Source organism: Lacrimispora brassicae, from assembly GCF_054772055.1.
Genome location: NZ_BRYH01000030.1, coordinates 1 through 16,552 on the forward strand (window position 1 = coordinate 1; position 16,552 = coordinate 16,552).

The following is a 16,552-nucleotide window of genomic DNA, read 5'->3' on the forward strand; positions in this document are numbered from 1 at the left end:
CCTTTTTCTGCTACAAGGCGGTCATAAATACGTTTTGCAGTATGCTTTTGTTTTGGCACCTGCATGAGTCTGTCTTCTTCAAGACAGGCTCTGATAAAATCTCTGACATCATCTGTGATGACGCCAGACTCCCGAGTATATGCTTTTCGAAGATCGGGGTAGGTATTGCCTTCGCAATACTTCTTGACAGTCTGTCGCGAGATACCAAGTCTGCGGGAAATAGACCGTATGGATTCGCCCTCATTGTAGAGGGTTCGGATTCTGTAATATAAATCCACTTCAACAATCACACCTTTCATCTCCTTGTAAGAATTTTTGATACTTGTAAATCTTACAGGATATTTATTTCAAGGTGGTAAACTAATTCGCTAGCGAATCGGTTGAAAGTGGTCAACTATTATAATAGCATTTACATCCTTAAAATCAGTAAAAATATAACCAGATTTTTATAAAGGTTTTCATAGATAATTAACTAAAAAAAGACCTCACACCGCCATATGAAGCCTTTTTCAAATTAGAAAGTTAAATTGCAGCGCTTTATAGTCTATTTAATATTTCAATAGTTTTATTTTTTAATCTTATTAATCCATCCCTTTCCATTCTGGAGAATTCCCTTGACACGGAGGTTCGTTGTACTCCAAATCTATTAGCAAGCTCTGTTTTTGAAATAGGTAAAGTAATGATAGATGAACCCTGAAATAAACTTTGTGAATACAAATATTCCATAATATTATTCCTTAATGACTTTCGCTTGGCAAGCCTGATTTTACCGCCCAGACTTATCGCACGATCGGAAATAAGAATCAAAAACTGTTTAAGTACATTGGGCCTTTTTATAAAAAGGTCAAACAAAAATAACTTATTAACTTGCAATAAGGTCCCTTTTGTTTCAGAAAAAAAGGACAAGGGATACTTTGGTAAAGTTCCAAACAGGATATTACCGGCAATTATTTCATAGTTTTCAAAAGTATTTATAACTAATTCTGTCCCATATTCATCAATTTGCATGCTAGCAATACTGCCAACCAGCAAAATTTCCAGACTAAGACATTTCTCACCCTCCAAATGTAAAAATTGCCCTTTATCAAAATGCTTAATTATCAAATCAGAATTCTTGCGAGCCATCCTTATTTCATCATCTGTCAATTGACAGCCAATAAAAGTATTTTTTATCAAATCTACATATTTCATCAAAATTCGCCTCAAAATCGTAGCATGTGACACGGTGGGTTATCTAATTATATGCTAAAATTAATTAACTGTAAAGTATCGTTATTAGCAATTAAACCACAAAACAGGAGGTTTCCACAATAAAAATAAGCATCTTAACTGATAAATATAAAGAATAATTAACTGATTCGTTATGTACCTTAGGCCATGTCCTAATTCTGTATCCATTCCTCACCTGGAAACATTGTTAAATGTTATGCCTTTTATAATATTACAAATCGATCAATGAGGCTTTAATCAAAGAAGGGATTTCATACATGAAAAAAATCCATAGAAAAATTGCTAAAGAATATGGTGTTACAGTATCAGAATTAAAAAAGAAAATGTAAAAGGCCATTGATCATGCCTGCAGAGGCTCTGCCGAATTCTTTGAAGAAAAAGAAAAATAATAAAGTATTCCTTGCAAGGAAAAACACCTGCCAGCAAAGAATTAATAAGTTGCATTATTCAAGATTTAAAAATCAAAACAATTAAAATCAATAAATATTACCGGGAGGTTAAGACGATGAAATCAATTAAATACAAGCTTTTACTGATATTTACAGCAATTATTCTTATCTTAAATATAGGCATAGGGACCTTTACAACAACTGCCATTACCAACCAACTTGTCCGGGATGCCCATGACCATTTAATGGATATGGCAAAGCAAGAGGCAAGGTATGTACAGGCAAGAATTGACGGGCAACTGGCATATATCAGTTCTCTTGCCCAAAATCCTATTTTATTAGATGAAAATCTGACGTTTGATGAAAAGGTTGCCTTTTTTGAAGAAGAAGCCAAAAGATCTGGTTATCTTGCTTTCGCCTTTGCTGATAAGGAAGGAAACGCAACCGTTTTCAACTCTAAACATGAAACCACTAATGTGGCTTCCCGCGAGTACTTTCAAACTGCTCTAAGTGGCCAGGCGTCGGTATCAGACTTGATTATCAGCAGTGCTACCGGTGAACTTGTTACCATTTTTTCCGCACCTGTTTATGATCAGGGCGAGCTTGTAGGTGTCATCTATGGAAGAAGGGATGGCAATACACTAAGTGAAATTGTAAGCAGCGTAAGTTATAAGCAAACAGGCTACGCTTATATGATTAACAATCAAGGCGTAACAGTGGGACACAAAAATACAGATTTGGTTTTTGCTCAAGATAATGACATCGAAAATATGAAAACTGATGAATCTTTACGAGAACTGGGAGAGCTTACCCAAAAAATGACTTCTCGTGAAATTGACAGCGGGGAATATACATATCATGGCGTTACTAAAATCGCAGGCTACGCACCAATTCAGGATACTCCCTGGATTATCATATTCGGGGTTGAAAAAAATGATATTTTATCCAGTATTAACTTGCTGGTAAAAACCCTTGCGTTTATATCTATTGCAGCAATCCTCATAGGTGCATTAATAACGTATTTTGTCAGCAGCAGTATATCTATGCCTATTAAAACGGTCACTATTGCAGCACAGGAAATCGCTCAAGGCAAATTTGATGTTATGCTCTCTATAAAGTCCAAAGACGAAGTTGGCCAGCTTGCTGATGCGTTTAACCTTACCATTAAGCAGCTGGTAAATTATCAGGGATATATAGATGAAATATGCGATGCTTTACAAGATATGTCACATGGTGATTTAAAGATTGAGCTTCATAAGGAATATGCCGGCCAATTTAAAAAACTTAAAGATAATATGCAGGCACTACTTGAAAATTTAAATTCTACATTACTGCAAATTAATCAATCTGCAGAACAAGTTAATAGTGGCGCAGAGCAAGTTGCAAACAGTGCACAAGCCCTCTCCCAGGGAGCAACCGAACAAGCCAGCTCTATTGAGGAATTATCCGCTTCACTTGCAGAATTAACTGAACAAATTAGAAAAAGCGCTGAAAATGCAAAATCAGCACATGAGAAATCAGGATTTGCAGAAAAGGAATTACATGGCAGCATTGACCAAATGAAGGATATGATAACCGCAATGAATCAGATCACCTTAAAATCATCTGAAATATCTAAGATCATTAAAATTATTGATGACATTGCGTTCCAAACAAATATTCTCGCATTGAACGCTGCAGTTGAGGCCGCCCGTGCAGGTTCAGCCGGAAAGGGCTTTGCTGTTGTTGCAGATGAAGTCAGAAATCTTGCCGGGAAGTCAGCTGAGGCAGCAAAGAATACAACTGTTTTAATCGGTGAAACAATCAAAGCGGTTGAAAATGGATCCCGAATTTCCAGCAATACAGCAGCTTCTCTAGAGAAAAACGTAGAAGTGACAATGGAGGCAGTTGCATTAATAGACGAGATTGCACAAACTTCTCAAGAACAAGCTATGGCAATAGTTCAAATAAATCAGGGAATTGATCAAATTTCTTCAGTGGTTCAGACAAACGCTGCTACCGCGGAAGAAAGTGCCGCAGCAAGTGAAGAACTATCTGGTCAATCTAATGTTCTAAAGGAGCTTATTTCTAAATTCAGCCTTACTGAAACCAATTATTTGTTATATTCAAAGAATGATAATGTGGACTCTGATGATTCCTTTTTGCTTAATAACAACATTGTAAGCGTTACTGATGGAAAGTATTGAAATAAACATTAATAAGATTTAATTATTGTTATCTCTGAGATAACAAGTACAGAAGATATATTTACAAGAGAGGTGCTATCCATTGCTGGAAGACACCTCTCACTTACTTTTTCTATATCAGTTTGCGTATGGGTATGGTTCATTAAGTTTCCCTGTTAAAATACTATGTAATCATATTTTAAATCTATTAGTACTGGCCATTTGCACTACGTCTTGTATAACATACATTTTTTAACATTAAATAATCCTCATTTGTCATAAATTTTTTTACTAACATATTTGTAATTTCTTGTGATTTAACAATATTTATTTCTTTGCTTAGGCTTATGAATGTATAACCAAATTTGTCTAGATTCTCTCTATTTACTTCTATTAAAGTTTCTTCATCGATATATTTTATAAAATCCTGAGTTTGATTGCCATTTAAATAAACAATAATAGGATTTACAGAAACACCTTTTATATACTTCCTTCGTTCCTCAAGCCAAACAATTGTTTCATTAATCGTTTTATTTGTTTCACCAACATAAAGCAATAAATTAACTTTACTCCATATACCTAATTCATACATTTTATGCAGCAACTTATCTGCTCTAGCAAGATATTTTTTTGGATTTTTACTTTTTCCCATTCTTTCTATTTGATGAACTGAAGCTGATTCCAACCCTAAATCAATGACCTTTAGGCCCGCTTCAACTAATATTTCTAATGATTCTAAGCTAATAGTATCTACTCTCGTTTCAAATCTCCAGTGAAACTTCATATTATACTTTTTATATAAATCCAAAAATTCTTTTGACCATGTTACTGATGGATTAAATATAGATGCTTGAAAATAAAAATTCAAATCGTCTGTTCCATAAATTTCGGAGATAGACTTAGCCTCTAAAATAACTTCTTCTGCAGATTTTATTATACTTACTGGATAATGCTTTTCTAAACAAAATTCACATCCTCGCCCACATCCCCGGCATATTTCAATTACTGGCTGATATTCCTTAAAGTTATTCAAAATATTAAAGTAAAATCTTGAAAACGGTTTTTTAGAGATTTGCACTGATTGATAACGGCTCCAATTATTTGGTTCTAATAACATATCAATAATCTCATCACTACATCCTAAACTAAAAAAATTAACATTTGTAAATATTTCTTTACACCAGTCTAAATTTTGGTCTAGAACCCATCTACCTCCTAAAATTATTTTAATATTGGGGCTTTTAGATTTTATTTCATTTATGAATTCTATCGCCCATGAAATTGCAAAAAAACTTGGAACGGAAATGAACACCGGATATTTTATTTTTTTAATATCAACTTCTGTAGAAGCTATTTCATCGAACATCTCCTGAATTGTTTTACTATCGCCCTGAAACATTTTAACTTTTGTATACCCTTTATCATAAAGTATAGATCCAAGTCCTAATAAACCATAATTTAGATAAATATTTTCAACACTATTTTTTATAAATGGTTTTTTACTCTTTTTCATGCCTGATGCTATCATCAAAATTGTTTCATTATCCAATTTAATGCCCCCGTATAATATCTTATCTTATATCACAATTACTGCTATCTCACGATTCCATATAAACATAGTGAGCACTTACAAGTGGATACAATGCTTCTTACTCATAATGTGTAATTTAATTGTGATTAAGCAGCCAAGTATTGAATTCCTCATAACTTTTTACTTCTGTGCATATTCCCATAATTAAATAAATTTCTTTTGCTCGTTGCATAAGATATTTGTCCGCCGTAACAAAATACTTGCATTTACTTGCATAGCATAAATGTTCTATATCATAAACACTACTTCGAATAGTACGTTCCTTTTTATCGCTATAAAATCCTAGAGTATCTAACATCTCATATAATGAACGTATTCCAGTGCATATAAAATTACGATCATTCAGTTTATAGTCTGAATTTCTAAGTTCGTCAATACTATAAGGACATGCTATAACGCCTTTAAGAATTTCGTTTAGCTCTCCCTCATTTAAGTCTGCTATGTGCAAATTATTTATTTGCTTTTTATGAGAATCCTTTAAATATTGAATATGAAAGGCCTGCTTGTCACCAGAATGCGCTAATTTCAAGTTTTCTGCACCCTCATTAAGTTCCATGTTTTTCTTCGCCCTCTTCAGCGCCTCTATTATATCTTCATAACAAAATAAAATTTCATCATCATAATAAAGCACCTCTTTATTATTCGTAATATGTTGTAAACTCTCAATCCGTTTCGATTCAAACGATTCACTATTCATTCTACAAACCTCATCTAAATGAACTGAGCCATATACAAACCATAGACTTGTATCTTGAACGCACTTACTCAGTAATCTCTGAAAATCTATGTTTTCCTCATATTTTTGATAAATATTAAAGTCTAGATATATGGTACAAATATTCTCATTGGGTCGAATTATTTCTACTGTTTTAAATTCACTTGGAGGGGTTTTGCTGGCAGCAGAAAAAATCTTATCATGAGCGCGAGAAAGTTCCCAAAACTGCAATGCTTGTTTTAATTGTGAAATATTTTCATTTTCAAGGTAAGTACAAGCTATTTTTATACTCATCTCATGTTCGAGCCCACTGTCACAATTTGACCAATTAGAGCATGGTTCAAATATTAGTTCCATGTCATATGCCATTTTTAAAAAATATAGTAATCTAGTATTTTCATAATTAGTTCCAGTACATATTTCTTCTAAACAATCAAATATGTTAAAATATAGCCTAGAACATACATCACATCGCTCCACTGTAAGCCCCCATTCCAACGTCTATTTATCAAAGACGAATTTCCCCTTATTGCTATTTTGCATAGAACTTAATTATATATTCAAATGCTCTACTAATGAGTAATTATATACTATATACCAGGATATGGAAATATCTCTTTATAATTAAAAAGACCCCACACTCTCATGTGAAGTCTTTCCATATTACGAAACTCTCTTCCCAGCTAAAAACCAACCGGAAAAATCATCCCGATTTGAGTAAATTTTGAGTAAAAATCCTTTACCCTACTGGCAACCCCTTATAAAATAAGGAATTAATCCATAGTGTAAGGCATAAGAGCGATATGTCTTGCTCTCTTAATTGCAACTGTAAGCGCTCTCTGATGCTTCGCACAGTTACCAGTGATACGTCTTGGAAGGATTTTTCCTCTTTCAGATACATATCTTTTTAATTTATTAACATCTTTGTAATCAATAACGCCGTTCTTCTCACCGCAGAATACGCATACCTTTTTTCTTCTGCGCATGCCGCCTCTTTTGAACTTAGCGCCATCAGCTTTATCATTCTTATTATATGCCATTGGTACTACCTCCTGTTAGATTTAGTTGAATGGAAGTCCTTCGTCTTCGACTCCATCCGGAATATTCATAAATCCATCGCCGATCGCACTGGTGGGTGCCGGCCTGGAGACTGGCTGATAACCGCCGCCTTCTCCGGACGCTCCGCCCTTGCTGTCAGCGAATTCCTGATCTTCTACAACGATATCAGTTGTATAAACCTTTACGCCTTCTTTATTCGTATAACTTCCAGTCTGGATCCTTCCGGAAATCAGTACTCTCATGCCCTGACGGAAATACTTCTCCGCAAATTCTCCTGCTCTGTCAAATGCAACGCAATTGATAAAATCAGCAGTCTGCTCATTGCCGTCCTGATTTCTGCGGCTTCTGCGGTCAACCGCAAGGGTATACCTTGCAACCGCCATAGCACGCTCTCCCTGGGAATATCTTACTTCTGGATCACGGGTCAATCTGCCCATAAGGATTACTTTGTTCATACGATCACGCTTTCTTTATCTATTATGCCTCTTGTCTTACGCATAAGTATCTGATGACAGGCTCCATAATACGAATGTGTGCTTCCAACTCGTTGGGAGTTGTGGAATTGCCATCAAATTTGATGAAGTAGTAGAATCCTTCTTTCATTTTCTGAATCTCGTAAGCTAATCTCTTCTTACCCCATTCATCAACGTTGGTTACAGCGCCGCCGAAACGAGTAATATAACCCGTAACTTTTTCCATGGCTGCTGCTCTCTCTTCATCCTCGAGCTTTACGTTAAGAACAACGGCTAACTCATATTTGTTCATGCTTCTTTACCTCCTTGTGGTCTCTGGCCCCTGCTTTCAGTTTCAGGAGCAAGGAATCTATATGTCACGGATTAATATTATACAGGAAACATTTGATAAAAGCAAGTCCTTTTCCCATTTTTCCGAACCTTTTCCTTTGTTTTTCGCCATTTTAAGCCTTAGGCTGGCCATCTTGTCCCTTTAATCCCCTGGTGTTCTTTTCCACCAGCTTCCTTGGCACCATGACCTGATGGCCGCAGCCCATACATTTTAAGCGAAAATCCGCGCCGACCCTTAAAATTTCCCACTCCTGGCTTCCGCAGGGATGCTGCTTTTTGAGTTTTACAATATCTCCGACCTGGTAATTCATATCATTCGCCTGCCCTTCTGTCCATGACAAACTTCCCTTGTTTCCCACTTATTTTAAAATAGAATCGATCTTTTCCAATTCTTCCTGGGTAAATTTCAGATTATCAAGGCAGGCCGTACTGTCCTCCAACTGCTTTACGCTGCTGGCTCCGATGAGAACGGAAGTCACAGCCTTTTCCCGAAGCACCCAGGAAAGAGCCATTCGGGCAAGTGTCTGCCCCCGCTCCAGAGCCAGTTCATTTAGCTGCCTGATCTGATCCAGCTTTTCCTCTGATAAGTAGCGGCCGCCCACGGTGGTTCCCTGCCTTGCTGCTCTGGATCCCTGTGGAATGCCCTTTAAATACTTATCAGTCAGAGCTCCCTGGGCCAGAGGGCTGTAGCAGATGCAGCCCACACCGTTTTCAAGGAGGGTGTCAAACAGCCCTTCTTCCGCCCCTCTCTCAAACATGTTATATCTTGGCTGCTCGATCAGGCAGGGGACTCCCATATTTTTTAACATGAGAACCGCTTCCTTTGCCTCATGATCCCCGTAATTAGAGATTCCCACATAAAGGGCCTTCCCCTGTCTCACGATGTCAGCCAAGGCCCCCATGGTTTCCTCTAAAGGAGTCTCCGGGTCCGGCCTGTGGTGATAGAAGATATCCACATATTCCAGCCCCATCCGTTTTAAGCTTTGCTCTAGACTGGCCATTAAGTACTTTCTGGATCCCCAGTTCCCATAAGGCCCGGGCCACATATCAAATCCGGCCTTGGTGGAAATGATCAGCTCATCCCGGTATTTTTCCAGATCACTTTTTAAAATCTTTCCGAAATTCTCCTCTGCTTTCCCCACTGCCGGGGAACCGTAGTTGTTTGCCAGGTCAAAATGAGTGATCCCCATATCCAATGCCCTTAAAAGAATCTCCCTCTGCTCCGGCAAAGGCTTTTCCAGGCCAAAATTCTGCCACAAGCCTAAGGATACCATGGGGAGCAAAACTCCGCTCCTTCCGCAGCGCCTGTATTCCATCTTCTCATATCTGTTTTCTGCCGCCTGATACATACTGTTTCTCTCCTTTTCTTCCTTCTTTCATGAATCGCCGGACAGCAGTTTCTGCAGCCGGCATTTTCCAGACTAAGAAAAACACGTTTTGTGAGTTTTTCTTAGTTGCTGCGGCATTTGCCGAAGGAATATGCAAGAATATTCCTTCGACTCATTGCTCGCTCAAAACATAAAGCGGATTCAAACGAACCCGCTAAAGCTTCTATGTTTCATTTCCTTCCAGTAAAATCACCTAAGTGATCTCGTCAAAGAACACTCCCTTTAAAGGCCGGATCCGTTCCACCAGGGACCTTCTGTCCTCAGGCACGGTTGGAATCCCGTATCCAAAGAGCCAGGAAGTCATTTCGCTGATCCCCAGAGACAAATGGGGCTTGATCCCTTCCCCGTCCTTTACAGGAACAAGAGAGGAACCTTCCTGCCCCAGCCGCCACCGGAACACTCCGTCATTCTGGCGGATGAAATCATCCTTTATCTCAATGAGCAATTCCATCTCGCTGACCGGGCATTCCTCTTTTAAGCGTATCACGGAAACGAACTGCTCCAGGTGAATGATCCTGCCCATGACAGCCGGTTTTAAGGGGCCTGTTTCCTTTACATAATCAGGCAGGCAGACAAGTTCCCGCTGATTTGCCGCCGTCTCTCCGTAATAAGCCCATACCCCGGCCAGTTTTTCTCTTTCATCCTGGGTGAAAAGAAGGATTAAGTCTCCTCTGTCACTTCTGACTTCCCTGCTTAAGTTCTGATAATACTCTTCATCTCTGAGCGCATAGACCTCATACCTTTTTTCCAACTGCCTTCCAACAAATCTGGCAGCTTCCCTGCATTCATCCGACCGCTCCACAAAAGCCCGGCGGCTTAAGTGTAAGCGTCCCTTCTCGTTCAGCCCCATTTCCGGCAAGTCGCAGATATAGGTGAAATCAAAGGGAAAATAAATTGCCGGATCAGCAGGCACCAGAAAGCAAAAGCCCATCCGCTCCATATACATATCGGAAAAACAGCGGCTTAAAAGCCGCCTCATGTGTCCCTGATGGCGGTAATCCGGGTCCGTAGCAACTCCGGCAATATAATCCACCTTCCACAGGCGGTCCTTGACCACTACCTCATAAGGATTGCGGTGGAGCATGGCTACCACATGATCTTCCTTCCAGGCGGTGAGAATCTTATTTTTCCGTACCCTGTCCGAATAATAATACTCTATAAAGCTCTGGGAATCCTCAGAGAAAACCTTCTCCCACAGCGCCCGGCTCTCGCCTTTTTCTTCCTGCTTCAAATACCGTATCATAATTATAAGCCCTTCTGAGCTACTCCGTATTTTCTTGCAAAGTCAATGGGGTAATAAGACATTTTGGCCTTTCGAAGGCCTTCCATTCCCACATCATCCTCCCGGTTGACAAGCACCGGTTTTTCCGGGAATGCGTGAATCAGAAACTGCTGGTTGATAAACTGGTAAAGTCCCTTCACATTTGGGTCAGCCTTTTCAATATGAATGACCGCCATGTTTTCAAGGGCATTGTAGGTGCCGATGGTAAATGCCTTTAAATCGTCGTCAATAAAAACTCCTGCCATCCGCACGTTAAGAAGGGAGCAGTTCTTCAATATATCGTGGATCCCCATCACCTCATAATCAAGCTGACGGACGAATTCTGCAGCTTCCACCTTATTTTCCCACCATTCATCCAGAAATCCCAGCACATGATCCCTGTCTGAACAGCAAAGGGTACGGTATTCATATCTGCCCTCGTATTCCCTTAAAAATGAGTTTAAATGGTTTTTCTTCTTGTGAAGCTTTTTCCCAGCCAGCGTCCTCATGGCTTCCCCATCGTAAAGATAATCCTTTAAGTCCTCTTCTTCCCTGACTTCAAACTTCTCCGGATCCAGCTTTAAGTAATTAATCGCCGCCTCATCCGCAAGGAAAATGCGAAAAGGCTTTTTTAAAACCTGGTTGAAATAATCCACCATTTCCTGAAAATAATGGGGAAGATCCTCCTCTTTGCACATAGGCATGGCGGAAAAAGGCTCTCCATCCTTTTCCATTAAAAACTGCAAGGCCTTCCCGTCGCTTATGGCGTATTTCACATGGTAATAATTTCTCCAGATAAAACTGTCTAAATATACACTGTCACATGTCTTGTTGGGCCGTAAGGCATAAAAAGGAGCTATTTTGCTAATGTCCTCTGCCTCGACCGGCTTAAATTGTAAATTCATAATCGTTCCCTTCTATAATTACTGCTAACTTTTTTTAATAAAATCAGTGCCGCATTGGGGGCAATGGATGCTGATCTTTCCTTTTCCCCTGGGGATCCTGATCTTCTGCCCGCAGCCTGGGCATTTATAAATATGGAATTTCCTGCTTTGCTGAAGTTTAAAACGCCACTTCCGAAATGCTTCCGTGATACGAAACCAGATGCGCTCAAATTTCTGATTTTCTTCGAAACGCTTTCCGATATTCTTAGAAAACATGCGGAAATAGCACAAAATCAGGAGAACCAGCCCTACCGTGTCCAGAAGCCTGCTCCGGCTGAAAAAACCGGCTGCAATAAAAACAAGCGCAACCACATTTAAAAACTGCCCCAACCTGTCCATGCCGTATCTTCCGATCATAAAACGGGCAAAACGTTCCCTAAATCCATTCATCCCATGTGTGCCGTCCCTTCTTCATTTTGCCTTAACTATAATAACCTGCGGGACGAAAGTCAATCTTCCTGGGAAATATTTCATAATCTTTTCAGAATTAGTCCTTTGACTTATCCCTGTACTGCTTAGGCGTCATCCCATACCGTTCCTTAAACAGCCGGTGAAAATAGCTGCTGTTTTCATAGCCGATCTCCGCAATGATCTCTTCCACCGGCTTTGATGTGGAGGCAAGAAAATTTGCCGCCCTGATCATTCGGATGAGCTGCAGGCATTCCGTAAACGTCACTTGAAAATGCCGTTTAAATAAACGGCTGATATAATAAGACGGCTGCATGGACAGAGTCGAAAACTCTTCCAGCGTTGCGGTGGAATAATTGTTCTCTAAGTACTGATATGCGGTCATTGCGATTTTCTCCTCATATTGAGCCAGGTCATGCAATTCTGCCTTATCCCCATTGTGAAGCAGCTCCATAATCAGTATTCCCATGGTAGCCTGATTAATTTCCTGCCTGCCCTTTTTATCTTTGGTCATGGACCAGATCATATTCTCCAACAGGTTCCTTGCTGGCAGCATATCCTGTAAATGAAAGTGAAGGTAATCCGCTACGGAATGTCTCCCTGAGGCCGGCCCGGTGATAAAATGGCGGAGAACGATTCCATCCTCTGCCATCAGCTCCGGATGGAAAAAAAATTCCGGCATTAAGAAGAAATGGACTGCAATATCCTCTCCGACTGCCGGTTCAGCTCCATGAATGGTCCCCTGCCTTATAAGCAAAAGATCGTTGGTTTCCAACTGCAGGCTCCTGCTGCCATTAATCACATGGACCGCAGACCCGCTGTACATATAAACCAGCTCCACATAATTGTGGCTGTGATCCGGAATAGGAACCTTGTGGGGCTGGCAGCACATATTCATCAGCTTTCCCCGTCCCATTGCATTATCCCTGTTAACCCCGCTGTTTTCCGGTCCCTCTCCGCAGTGGCACAGAACGGAAGCTTCCTCATTCAAAATACCGTTTTTCCCTTCCGATGCATTCCTTAAATATTCCAGAAGTTCTTTTTTCATGCTTCCCTCCAAACGGCAGATTTCCCTACCTTTCCCCAACTATTATATCACCATCTCCTCATTATTTGCAAGAAAAGACGGTTTTTATACAAATTTAGACATGCTTATTTATCATAAAGTATCATATAATCAGTTGGGAAATCCATCCCAATACAACCATCTTTACTAACGAGGTGAGACATATGAAAAAATATCCCATCCGCTTAAACAGCATAGACGAAGTGACCGCATTCGTCAAGGCGGTCAACCAGTATGACTGTGACATGGATTTATGCAAAGGAAGCGCTGTTATTGATGCCAAGTCCTTTCTCGGCATTCTGACTATTTGTCCGGATAATGATCTGGAGCTTATCATCCATGACAATGACCATAAAGAGATCCTGGATTCCTTATCCAGCTTTCTCCATGATCAGAAAACGGCATGACCAATACATTCAAAATCAAGAGATGCCCGGTAAACCAATGATTTACCGGGCATCTCTTTTTATTTATAATCCATCAATGAAATCTAAATTCGTTTACCAGATCCTTTAACATCTCTGCCTGGTCGGAAAGCTCTTCGCTGGCGGCAGCCCCTTCTTCCGCAGTGGCCGAATTGGTCTGAACCACGCCTGATATCTGATCAATTCCAACGGAAACCTGCCGGATCGCCTCAGACTGCTGAATCGAAGCCTCTGATACCCTTCCTATCATTTCAGAAACAGAACGTGTGCTGTTTACAGCATTTGTCAGAGACTCAGCCGCTTCATCCGCAAGCCTGGAGCCGTTTGCTACAGCCTGAATGGATCCTTCAATAAGATGGGTGGTGCTTTTAGCCGCCTCTGAGCTTTTGGAAGCTAAATTCCTCACCTCATCGGCAACCACTGCAAAGCCCTTTCCGGCCTCTCCCGCACGGGCAGCCTCCACCGCTGCATTTAAAGCCAGTATGTTGGTCTGGAAAGCAATGTCCTCAATGGTCTTAATGATCTTTCCGATCTCACTGGAGCTTACATTGATCTCCGCCATAGCTGAAACCAGCTCATTCATGTGGTGGTTACTGGTTCCCAGTTCCTTAGAAGCAAGAACCGCCTGTTCCGTGGCTCCGGTGGAATCCTTTGCGTTCTGCTGGATCTTATGGGAAATCTCACTAATGGTAGCCGCCAGTTCTTCCACGGAGCTGGCCTGTTCTGTCGCCCCCTGTGCCAGAGCCTGGGAACTGGCCGAAATGCTTTGGGCGCCGTATGCCACCTGGTCAGAGGTCACGGTGATCCGCTCCATGGTAGTGGTAAGGGTGCTTCTGATCTTCAGCAGGGATTCTTTGATTTTTGCAAAATCACCTTTATAATCGTACTGAAGCTGGAAAACCAGATCTTTTTCCGCAACCTGGTTTAACACTGCGGCAATTTCGTCTATGTAATTCACATAGTTCTTTAACTGGCTCACCGTATTTCCAAGGGACGATGCCACCATGCCGATCTCGTCATTGCCGGATACATCCACCTGAAGGTCAAGCTCTCCCTCTGCGATCCGCTCTGCAATGACAGCCAGCTTTCTAAGGGGCTTGGATATCCCCCTGGCCATTACGAATATTATCAGGATGAGGATAAAAGAGCCAAGGATAAAGATGGTAGTTACAATGCTGACTATCGCCTTTTTGGAGGAAAGCACCTCTGACTGGTGGATGCTTGACAATACAAGCCATCCAGAATCGCCTACCCGGTTGATGGAGCCGAAATACGGCACCTTTTCCATGGTATAATCGTAGTTTCCAACCGCCTGTCCGGCAAATGCATCCTTGATATTCTGGGAAATATCGATCTCCGGAATGGTCTTCTGGATCAGGTCGTTATTGGGGTGATACACGATCTGGCCGCCTTCCGTGGCCAGGATCACGGAGCCGGTCCTGCCGATCTTATAATTGCCTAAGACCGTAACCAACTGGGATAATTGAATATCAACTCCCGCCACACCAAGGGGCTCCCCTGTTTTCTCACTGAACACTCCGCAGACAGCGCTTACAATGATCTGCCCCGTGCTGGCGTCCACATAAGGCTCTGTCAGGATGGGGTGATCCAGCTCCATGGCCCTGTACCAGGGTCTTTTGGAAATATCCCAGCCATCATCCGATGTAAAGTTATCCGACTGGGTCACCTGGCTGACATCAAGATCTGCCACCCATGCCGCAAGGATATTTTCCTGATCCGTTGCCTGCAGCTTATCCAGGGTCTTTTTCACCTCTGGGTAGCCCTCACTGTCTGGCAGCCTTACCTTCCCGGTGGCATTGGTAAGAAAAGTTTCTATCTGGCTGCTGGCAGCAGCGCTCTTTACTTCGGCCAAATAAAAAGTCAGGAATGAATTCACCTGGTTGGCCGCAGCAAGGGAAGCCGAGTCCAACGTCTGTATTGACTGGGCCTGCATGCTCTTTCCCGCCTGTGTTGAGATGAAAACTCCTGACAGAACAAAAATGAATACAACTGGAATGGAGATACCGAATAGCAACTTCGTAAAAATGTGGGTTTTTCTTTTGTGCTTCATAGACATCCGTCCTCCTTTGTTTAGTTACACTAAATATAGCATGGCAGCGGTCGGTTCGCAACCAAAATGAAAATTATTTTCAGAGGCAATTAAGGGCCACAATCCTATAGATGTGGGAAATAAGATTTCATAACCTTTTTTAGGGTTTCTTTATCTTTATCCTGCATACAGGTCAGGGGGAGCCTGTAGCTTTCTTCACACAGATCAAGGGCGGAAAGGGCCGCCTTGACCGGCACTGGATTCACATCCATAAACATGGCGTTCATGATGTCAAGCAGCTCTAACTGCAGGTTCCTGCTCTTTTCTATTTCGCCTTCAAAAAAGTACTGGCATATCATATGCATTTCAAAGGGCATGATATTGGCTAAAACAGAGATCACTCCCTTGCCTCCCAGGGAAAGAATGGGGACCGTCTGATCATCATTTCCCGAGTAAAGATCAAGCTTGTCGCCGCAAAGGGCCGCAACTTTTGCAATATGGGAAATATTCCCTCCCGCCTCCTTAACAGCTTTAATATTGGGATGTTCCGAAAGCTTTGCATAAGTTTCCGGATTAATGTTCACCCCGGTGCGTGTGGGTACATTATAGAGGATGATAGGAATATCCACGCTGTCTGCCACTGCCGTAAAATGCTCCACCAACCCATGCTGGGAGGTCTTGTTATAGTATGGGGTCACCTGCAGCAGAGCGGAGGCCCCTAAGGACTGGGCCTTACGGGACAGGCGCACGGCATGGGACGTACAGTTGCTTCCGGTCCCCATGATCACCGGGACGCGATGGTTTACATAATGCACCACAAATTCGATCAGTTCCAGTTTTTCCTTTTCTTCCAATGTGGCGGATTCCCCTGTGGTCCCGTTGACCACAATGGCATCCGTACCGTTTTCCAACTGAAATTTCAGTAATTTTTCCATTGCCTTAAAATCCAGGTTTCCATGGCTCTCCATGGGCGTAACGATGGCTACCGCGGAGCCTTTAAATATCGCATCTTTCATAGGCACTCATTCCCAAAATTAGAGGTTCATACTAACAAAAGT

At 41.3% G+C, this 16,552-nt stretch carries 17 protein-coding genes; 2 read left to right on the forward strand and 15 right to left on the reverse strand.

The window, feature by feature from the left end:
- Both ACYVD3_RS15090 and ACYVD3_RS15095 read right to left on the reverse strand, forming a co-directional pair.
- Positions 1-290, reverse strand: a 290-nt coding sequence (locus ACYVD3_RS15090; RefSeq protein ID WP_460643311.1) for a helix-turn-helix domain-containing protein, incomplete at its 3' end; no start/stop codon positions are given.
- Positions 291-537: 247 nt separating this feature from the next.
- Entirely contained in the window at positions 538-1,191 is a 654-nt protein-coding gene (locus ACYVD3_RS15095) for a Crp/Fnr family transcriptional regulator (RefSeq protein WP_460643312.1), read from the reverse strand.
- Positions 1,192-1,735: 544 nt separating this feature from the next.
- On the opposite strand from ACYVD3_RS15095, the gene ACYVD3_RS15100 reads away from it, so the two are divergent.
- On the forward strand, positions 1,736-3,805 hold the full coding sequence (locus ACYVD3_RS15100; protein WP_460643313.1) for a methyl-accepting chemotaxis protein: 2,070 nt from the start codon (positions 1,736-1,738) through the stop codon (positions 3,803-3,805).
- Positions 3,806-3,992: 187 nt separating this feature from the next.
- Here ACYVD3_RS15100 and ACYVD3_RS15105 read toward each other — a convergent pair whose 3' ends face one another.
- The 11 genes from ACYVD3_RS15105 to ACYVD3_RS15155 all read right to left on the reverse strand — a co-directional run bounded on the left by ACYVD3_RS15105 (position 3,993) and on the right by ACYVD3_RS15155 (position 13,001).
- A complete protein-coding gene (locus tag ACYVD3_RS15105) occupies positions 3,993-5,333 on the reverse strand; it encodes a B12-binding domain-containing radical SAM protein (RefSeq protein WP_460643314.1) in 1,341 nt (446 codons plus the stop codon).
- 118 nt (positions 5,334-5,451) lie between these two features.
- Positions 5,452-6,570: a hypothetical protein gene (locus tag ACYVD3_RS15110; RefSeq protein WP_460643315.1), complete on the reverse strand. Its 1,119-nt coding sequence runs from the start codon at positions 6,568-6,570 to the stop codon at positions 5,452-5,454.
- Positions 6,571-6,863: 293 nt separating this feature from the next.
- Positions 6,864-7,130: a 30S ribosomal protein S18 gene (rpsR, locus tag ACYVD3_RS15115; RefSeq protein WP_460643316.1), complete on the reverse strand. Its 267-nt coding sequence runs from the start codon at positions 7,128-7,130 to the stop codon at positions 6,864-6,866.
- 21 nt (positions 7,131-7,151) lie between these two features.
- Complete coding sequence (locus ACYVD3_RS15120; protein ID WP_460643317.1) at positions 7,152-7,604, reverse strand: single-stranded DNA-binding protein; 453 nt, start codon at positions 7,602-7,604, stop codon at positions 7,152-7,154.
- Between the two features lie 22 nt (positions 7,605-7,626).
- The gene (gene rpsF / locus ACYVD3_RS15125) at positions 7,627-7,914 is read right to left on the reverse strand and encodes a 30S ribosomal protein S6 (RefSeq protein ID WP_460643318.1); all 288 of its coding nucleotides are present in this window, start codon (positions 7,912-7,914) and stop codon (positions 7,627-7,629) included.
- Positions 7,915-8,065: 151 nt separating this feature from the next.
- Positions 8,066-8,263 carry a DUF951 domain-containing protein gene (locus tag ACYVD3_RS15130; RefSeq protein ID WP_460643319.1) on the reverse strand — a complete coding sequence of 66 codons (198 nt, stop codon included), beginning with the start codon at positions 8,261-8,263 and terminating at the stop codon, positions 8,066-8,068.
- Positions 8,264-8,311: 48 nt separating this feature from the next.
- The gene (locus ACYVD3_RS15135; protein ID WP_460643320.1) at positions 8,312-9,301 is read right to left on the reverse strand and encodes an aldo/keto reductase; all 990 of its coding nucleotides are present in this window, start codon (positions 9,299-9,301) and stop codon (positions 8,312-8,314) included.
- 232 nt (positions 9,302-9,533) lie between these two features.
- Positions 9,534-10,583, reverse strand: a complete 1,050-nt coding sequence (locus ACYVD3_RS15140) for a GNAT family N-acetyltransferase (RefSeq protein ID WP_460643321.1) — start codon at positions 10,581-10,583, stop codon at positions 9,534-9,536.
- 2 nt (positions 10,584-10,585) lie between these two features.
- Entirely contained in the window at positions 10,586-11,506 is a 921-nt protein-coding gene (locus ACYVD3_RS15145; protein ID WP_460643322.1) for a DUF2156 domain-containing protein, read from the reverse strand.
- A 24-nt stretch (positions 11,507-11,530) separates the two neighbouring features.
- Positions 11,531-11,935: a hypothetical protein gene (locus ACYVD3_RS15150; protein ID WP_460643323.1), complete on the reverse strand. Its 405-nt coding sequence runs from the start codon at positions 11,933-11,935 to the stop codon at positions 11,531-11,533.
- Between the two features lie 97 nt (positions 11,936-12,032).
- A complete protein-coding gene (locus ACYVD3_RS15155) occupies positions 12,033-13,001 on the reverse strand; it encodes a helix-turn-helix domain-containing protein (RefSeq protein WP_460643324.1) in 969 nt (322 codons plus the stop codon).
- 182 nt (positions 13,002-13,183) lie between these two features.
- On the opposite strand from ACYVD3_RS15155, the gene ACYVD3_RS15160 reads away from it, so the two are divergent.
- Entirely contained in the window at positions 13,184-13,426 is a 243-nt protein-coding gene (locus ACYVD3_RS15160; RefSeq protein ID WP_460643325.1) for an HPr family phosphocarrier protein, read from the forward strand.
- A gap of 73 nt (positions 13,427-13,499) precedes the next feature.
- Here ACYVD3_RS15160 and ACYVD3_RS15165 read toward each other — a convergent pair whose 3' ends face one another.
- Both ACYVD3_RS15165 and dapA read right to left on the reverse strand, forming a co-directional pair.
- Entirely contained in the window at positions 13,500-15,515 is a 2,016-nt protein-coding gene (locus tag ACYVD3_RS15165) for a methyl-accepting chemotaxis protein (protein ID WP_460643326.1), read from the reverse strand.
- A 104-nt stretch (positions 15,516-15,619) separates the two neighbouring features.
- Positions 15,620-16,510 (reverse strand): 4-hydroxy-tetrahydrodipicolinate synthase, encoded by an 891-nt coding sequence (gene dapA / locus ACYVD3_RS15170; protein ID WP_460643327.1) that lies wholly within the window; start codon positions 16,508-16,510, stop codon positions 15,620-15,622.
- Positions 16,511-16,552 lie beyond the last annotated feature (42 nt).

Bases quoted from the DNA above. Each gene is read 5' to 3' on its own strand.
- rpsR (WP_460643316.1), bottom strand. From the start codon at position 7,130: ATGGCATATAATAAGAATGATAAAGCTGATGGCGCTAAGTTCAAAAGA.
- ACYVD3_RS15160 (WP_460643325.1), top strand. From the start codon at position 13,184: ATGAAAAAATATCCCATCCGCTTAAACAGCATAGACGAAGTGACCGCA.
- ACYVD3_RS15145 (WP_460643322.1), bottom strand. From the start codon at position 11,506: ATGAATTTACAATTTAAGCCGGTCGAGGCAGAGGACATTAGCAAAATA.
- rpsF (WP_460643318.1), bottom strand. From the start codon at position 7,914: ATGAACAAATATGAGTTAGCCGTTGTTCTTAACGTAAAGCTCGAGGAT.
- ACYVD3_RS15130 (WP_460643319.1), bottom strand. From the start codon at position 8,263: ATGAATTACCAGGTCGGAGATATTGTAAAACTCAAAAAGCAGCATCCC.
- ACYVD3_RS15135 (WP_460643320.1), bottom strand. From the start codon at position 9,301: ATGTATCAGGCGGCAGAAAACAGATATGAGAAGATGGAATACAGGCGC.
- ACYVD3_RS15095 (WP_460643312.1), bottom strand. From the start codon at position 1,191: ATGAAATATGTAGATTTGATAAAAAATACTTTTATTGGCTGTCAATTG.
- ACYVD3_RS15120 (WP_460643317.1), bottom strand. From the start codon at position 7,604: ATGAACAAAGTAATCCTTATGGGCAGATTGACCCGTGATCCAGAAGTA.
- ACYVD3_RS15150 (WP_460643323.1), bottom strand. From the start codon at position 11,935: ATGAATGGATTTAGGGAACGTTTTGCCCGTTTTATGATCGGAAGATAC.
- ACYVD3_RS15100 (WP_460643313.1), top strand. From the start codon at position 1,736: ATGAAATCAATTAAATACAAGCTTTTACTGATATTTACAGCAATTATT.
- dapA (WP_460643327.1), bottom strand. From the start codon at position 16,510: ATGAAAGATGCGATATTTAAAGGCTCCGCGGTAGCCATCGTTACGCCC.
- ACYVD3_RS15165 (WP_460643326.1), bottom strand. From the start codon at position 15,515: ATGAAGCACAAAAGAAAAACCCACATTTTTACGAAGTTGCTATTCGGT.
- ACYVD3_RS15155 (WP_460643324.1), bottom strand. From the start codon at position 13,001: ATGAAAAAAGAACTTCTGGAATATTTAAGGAATGCATCGGAAGGGAAA.
- ACYVD3_RS15140 (WP_460643321.1), bottom strand. From the start codon at position 10,583: ATGATACGGTATTTGAAGCAGGAAGAAAAAGGCGAGAGCCGGGCGCTG.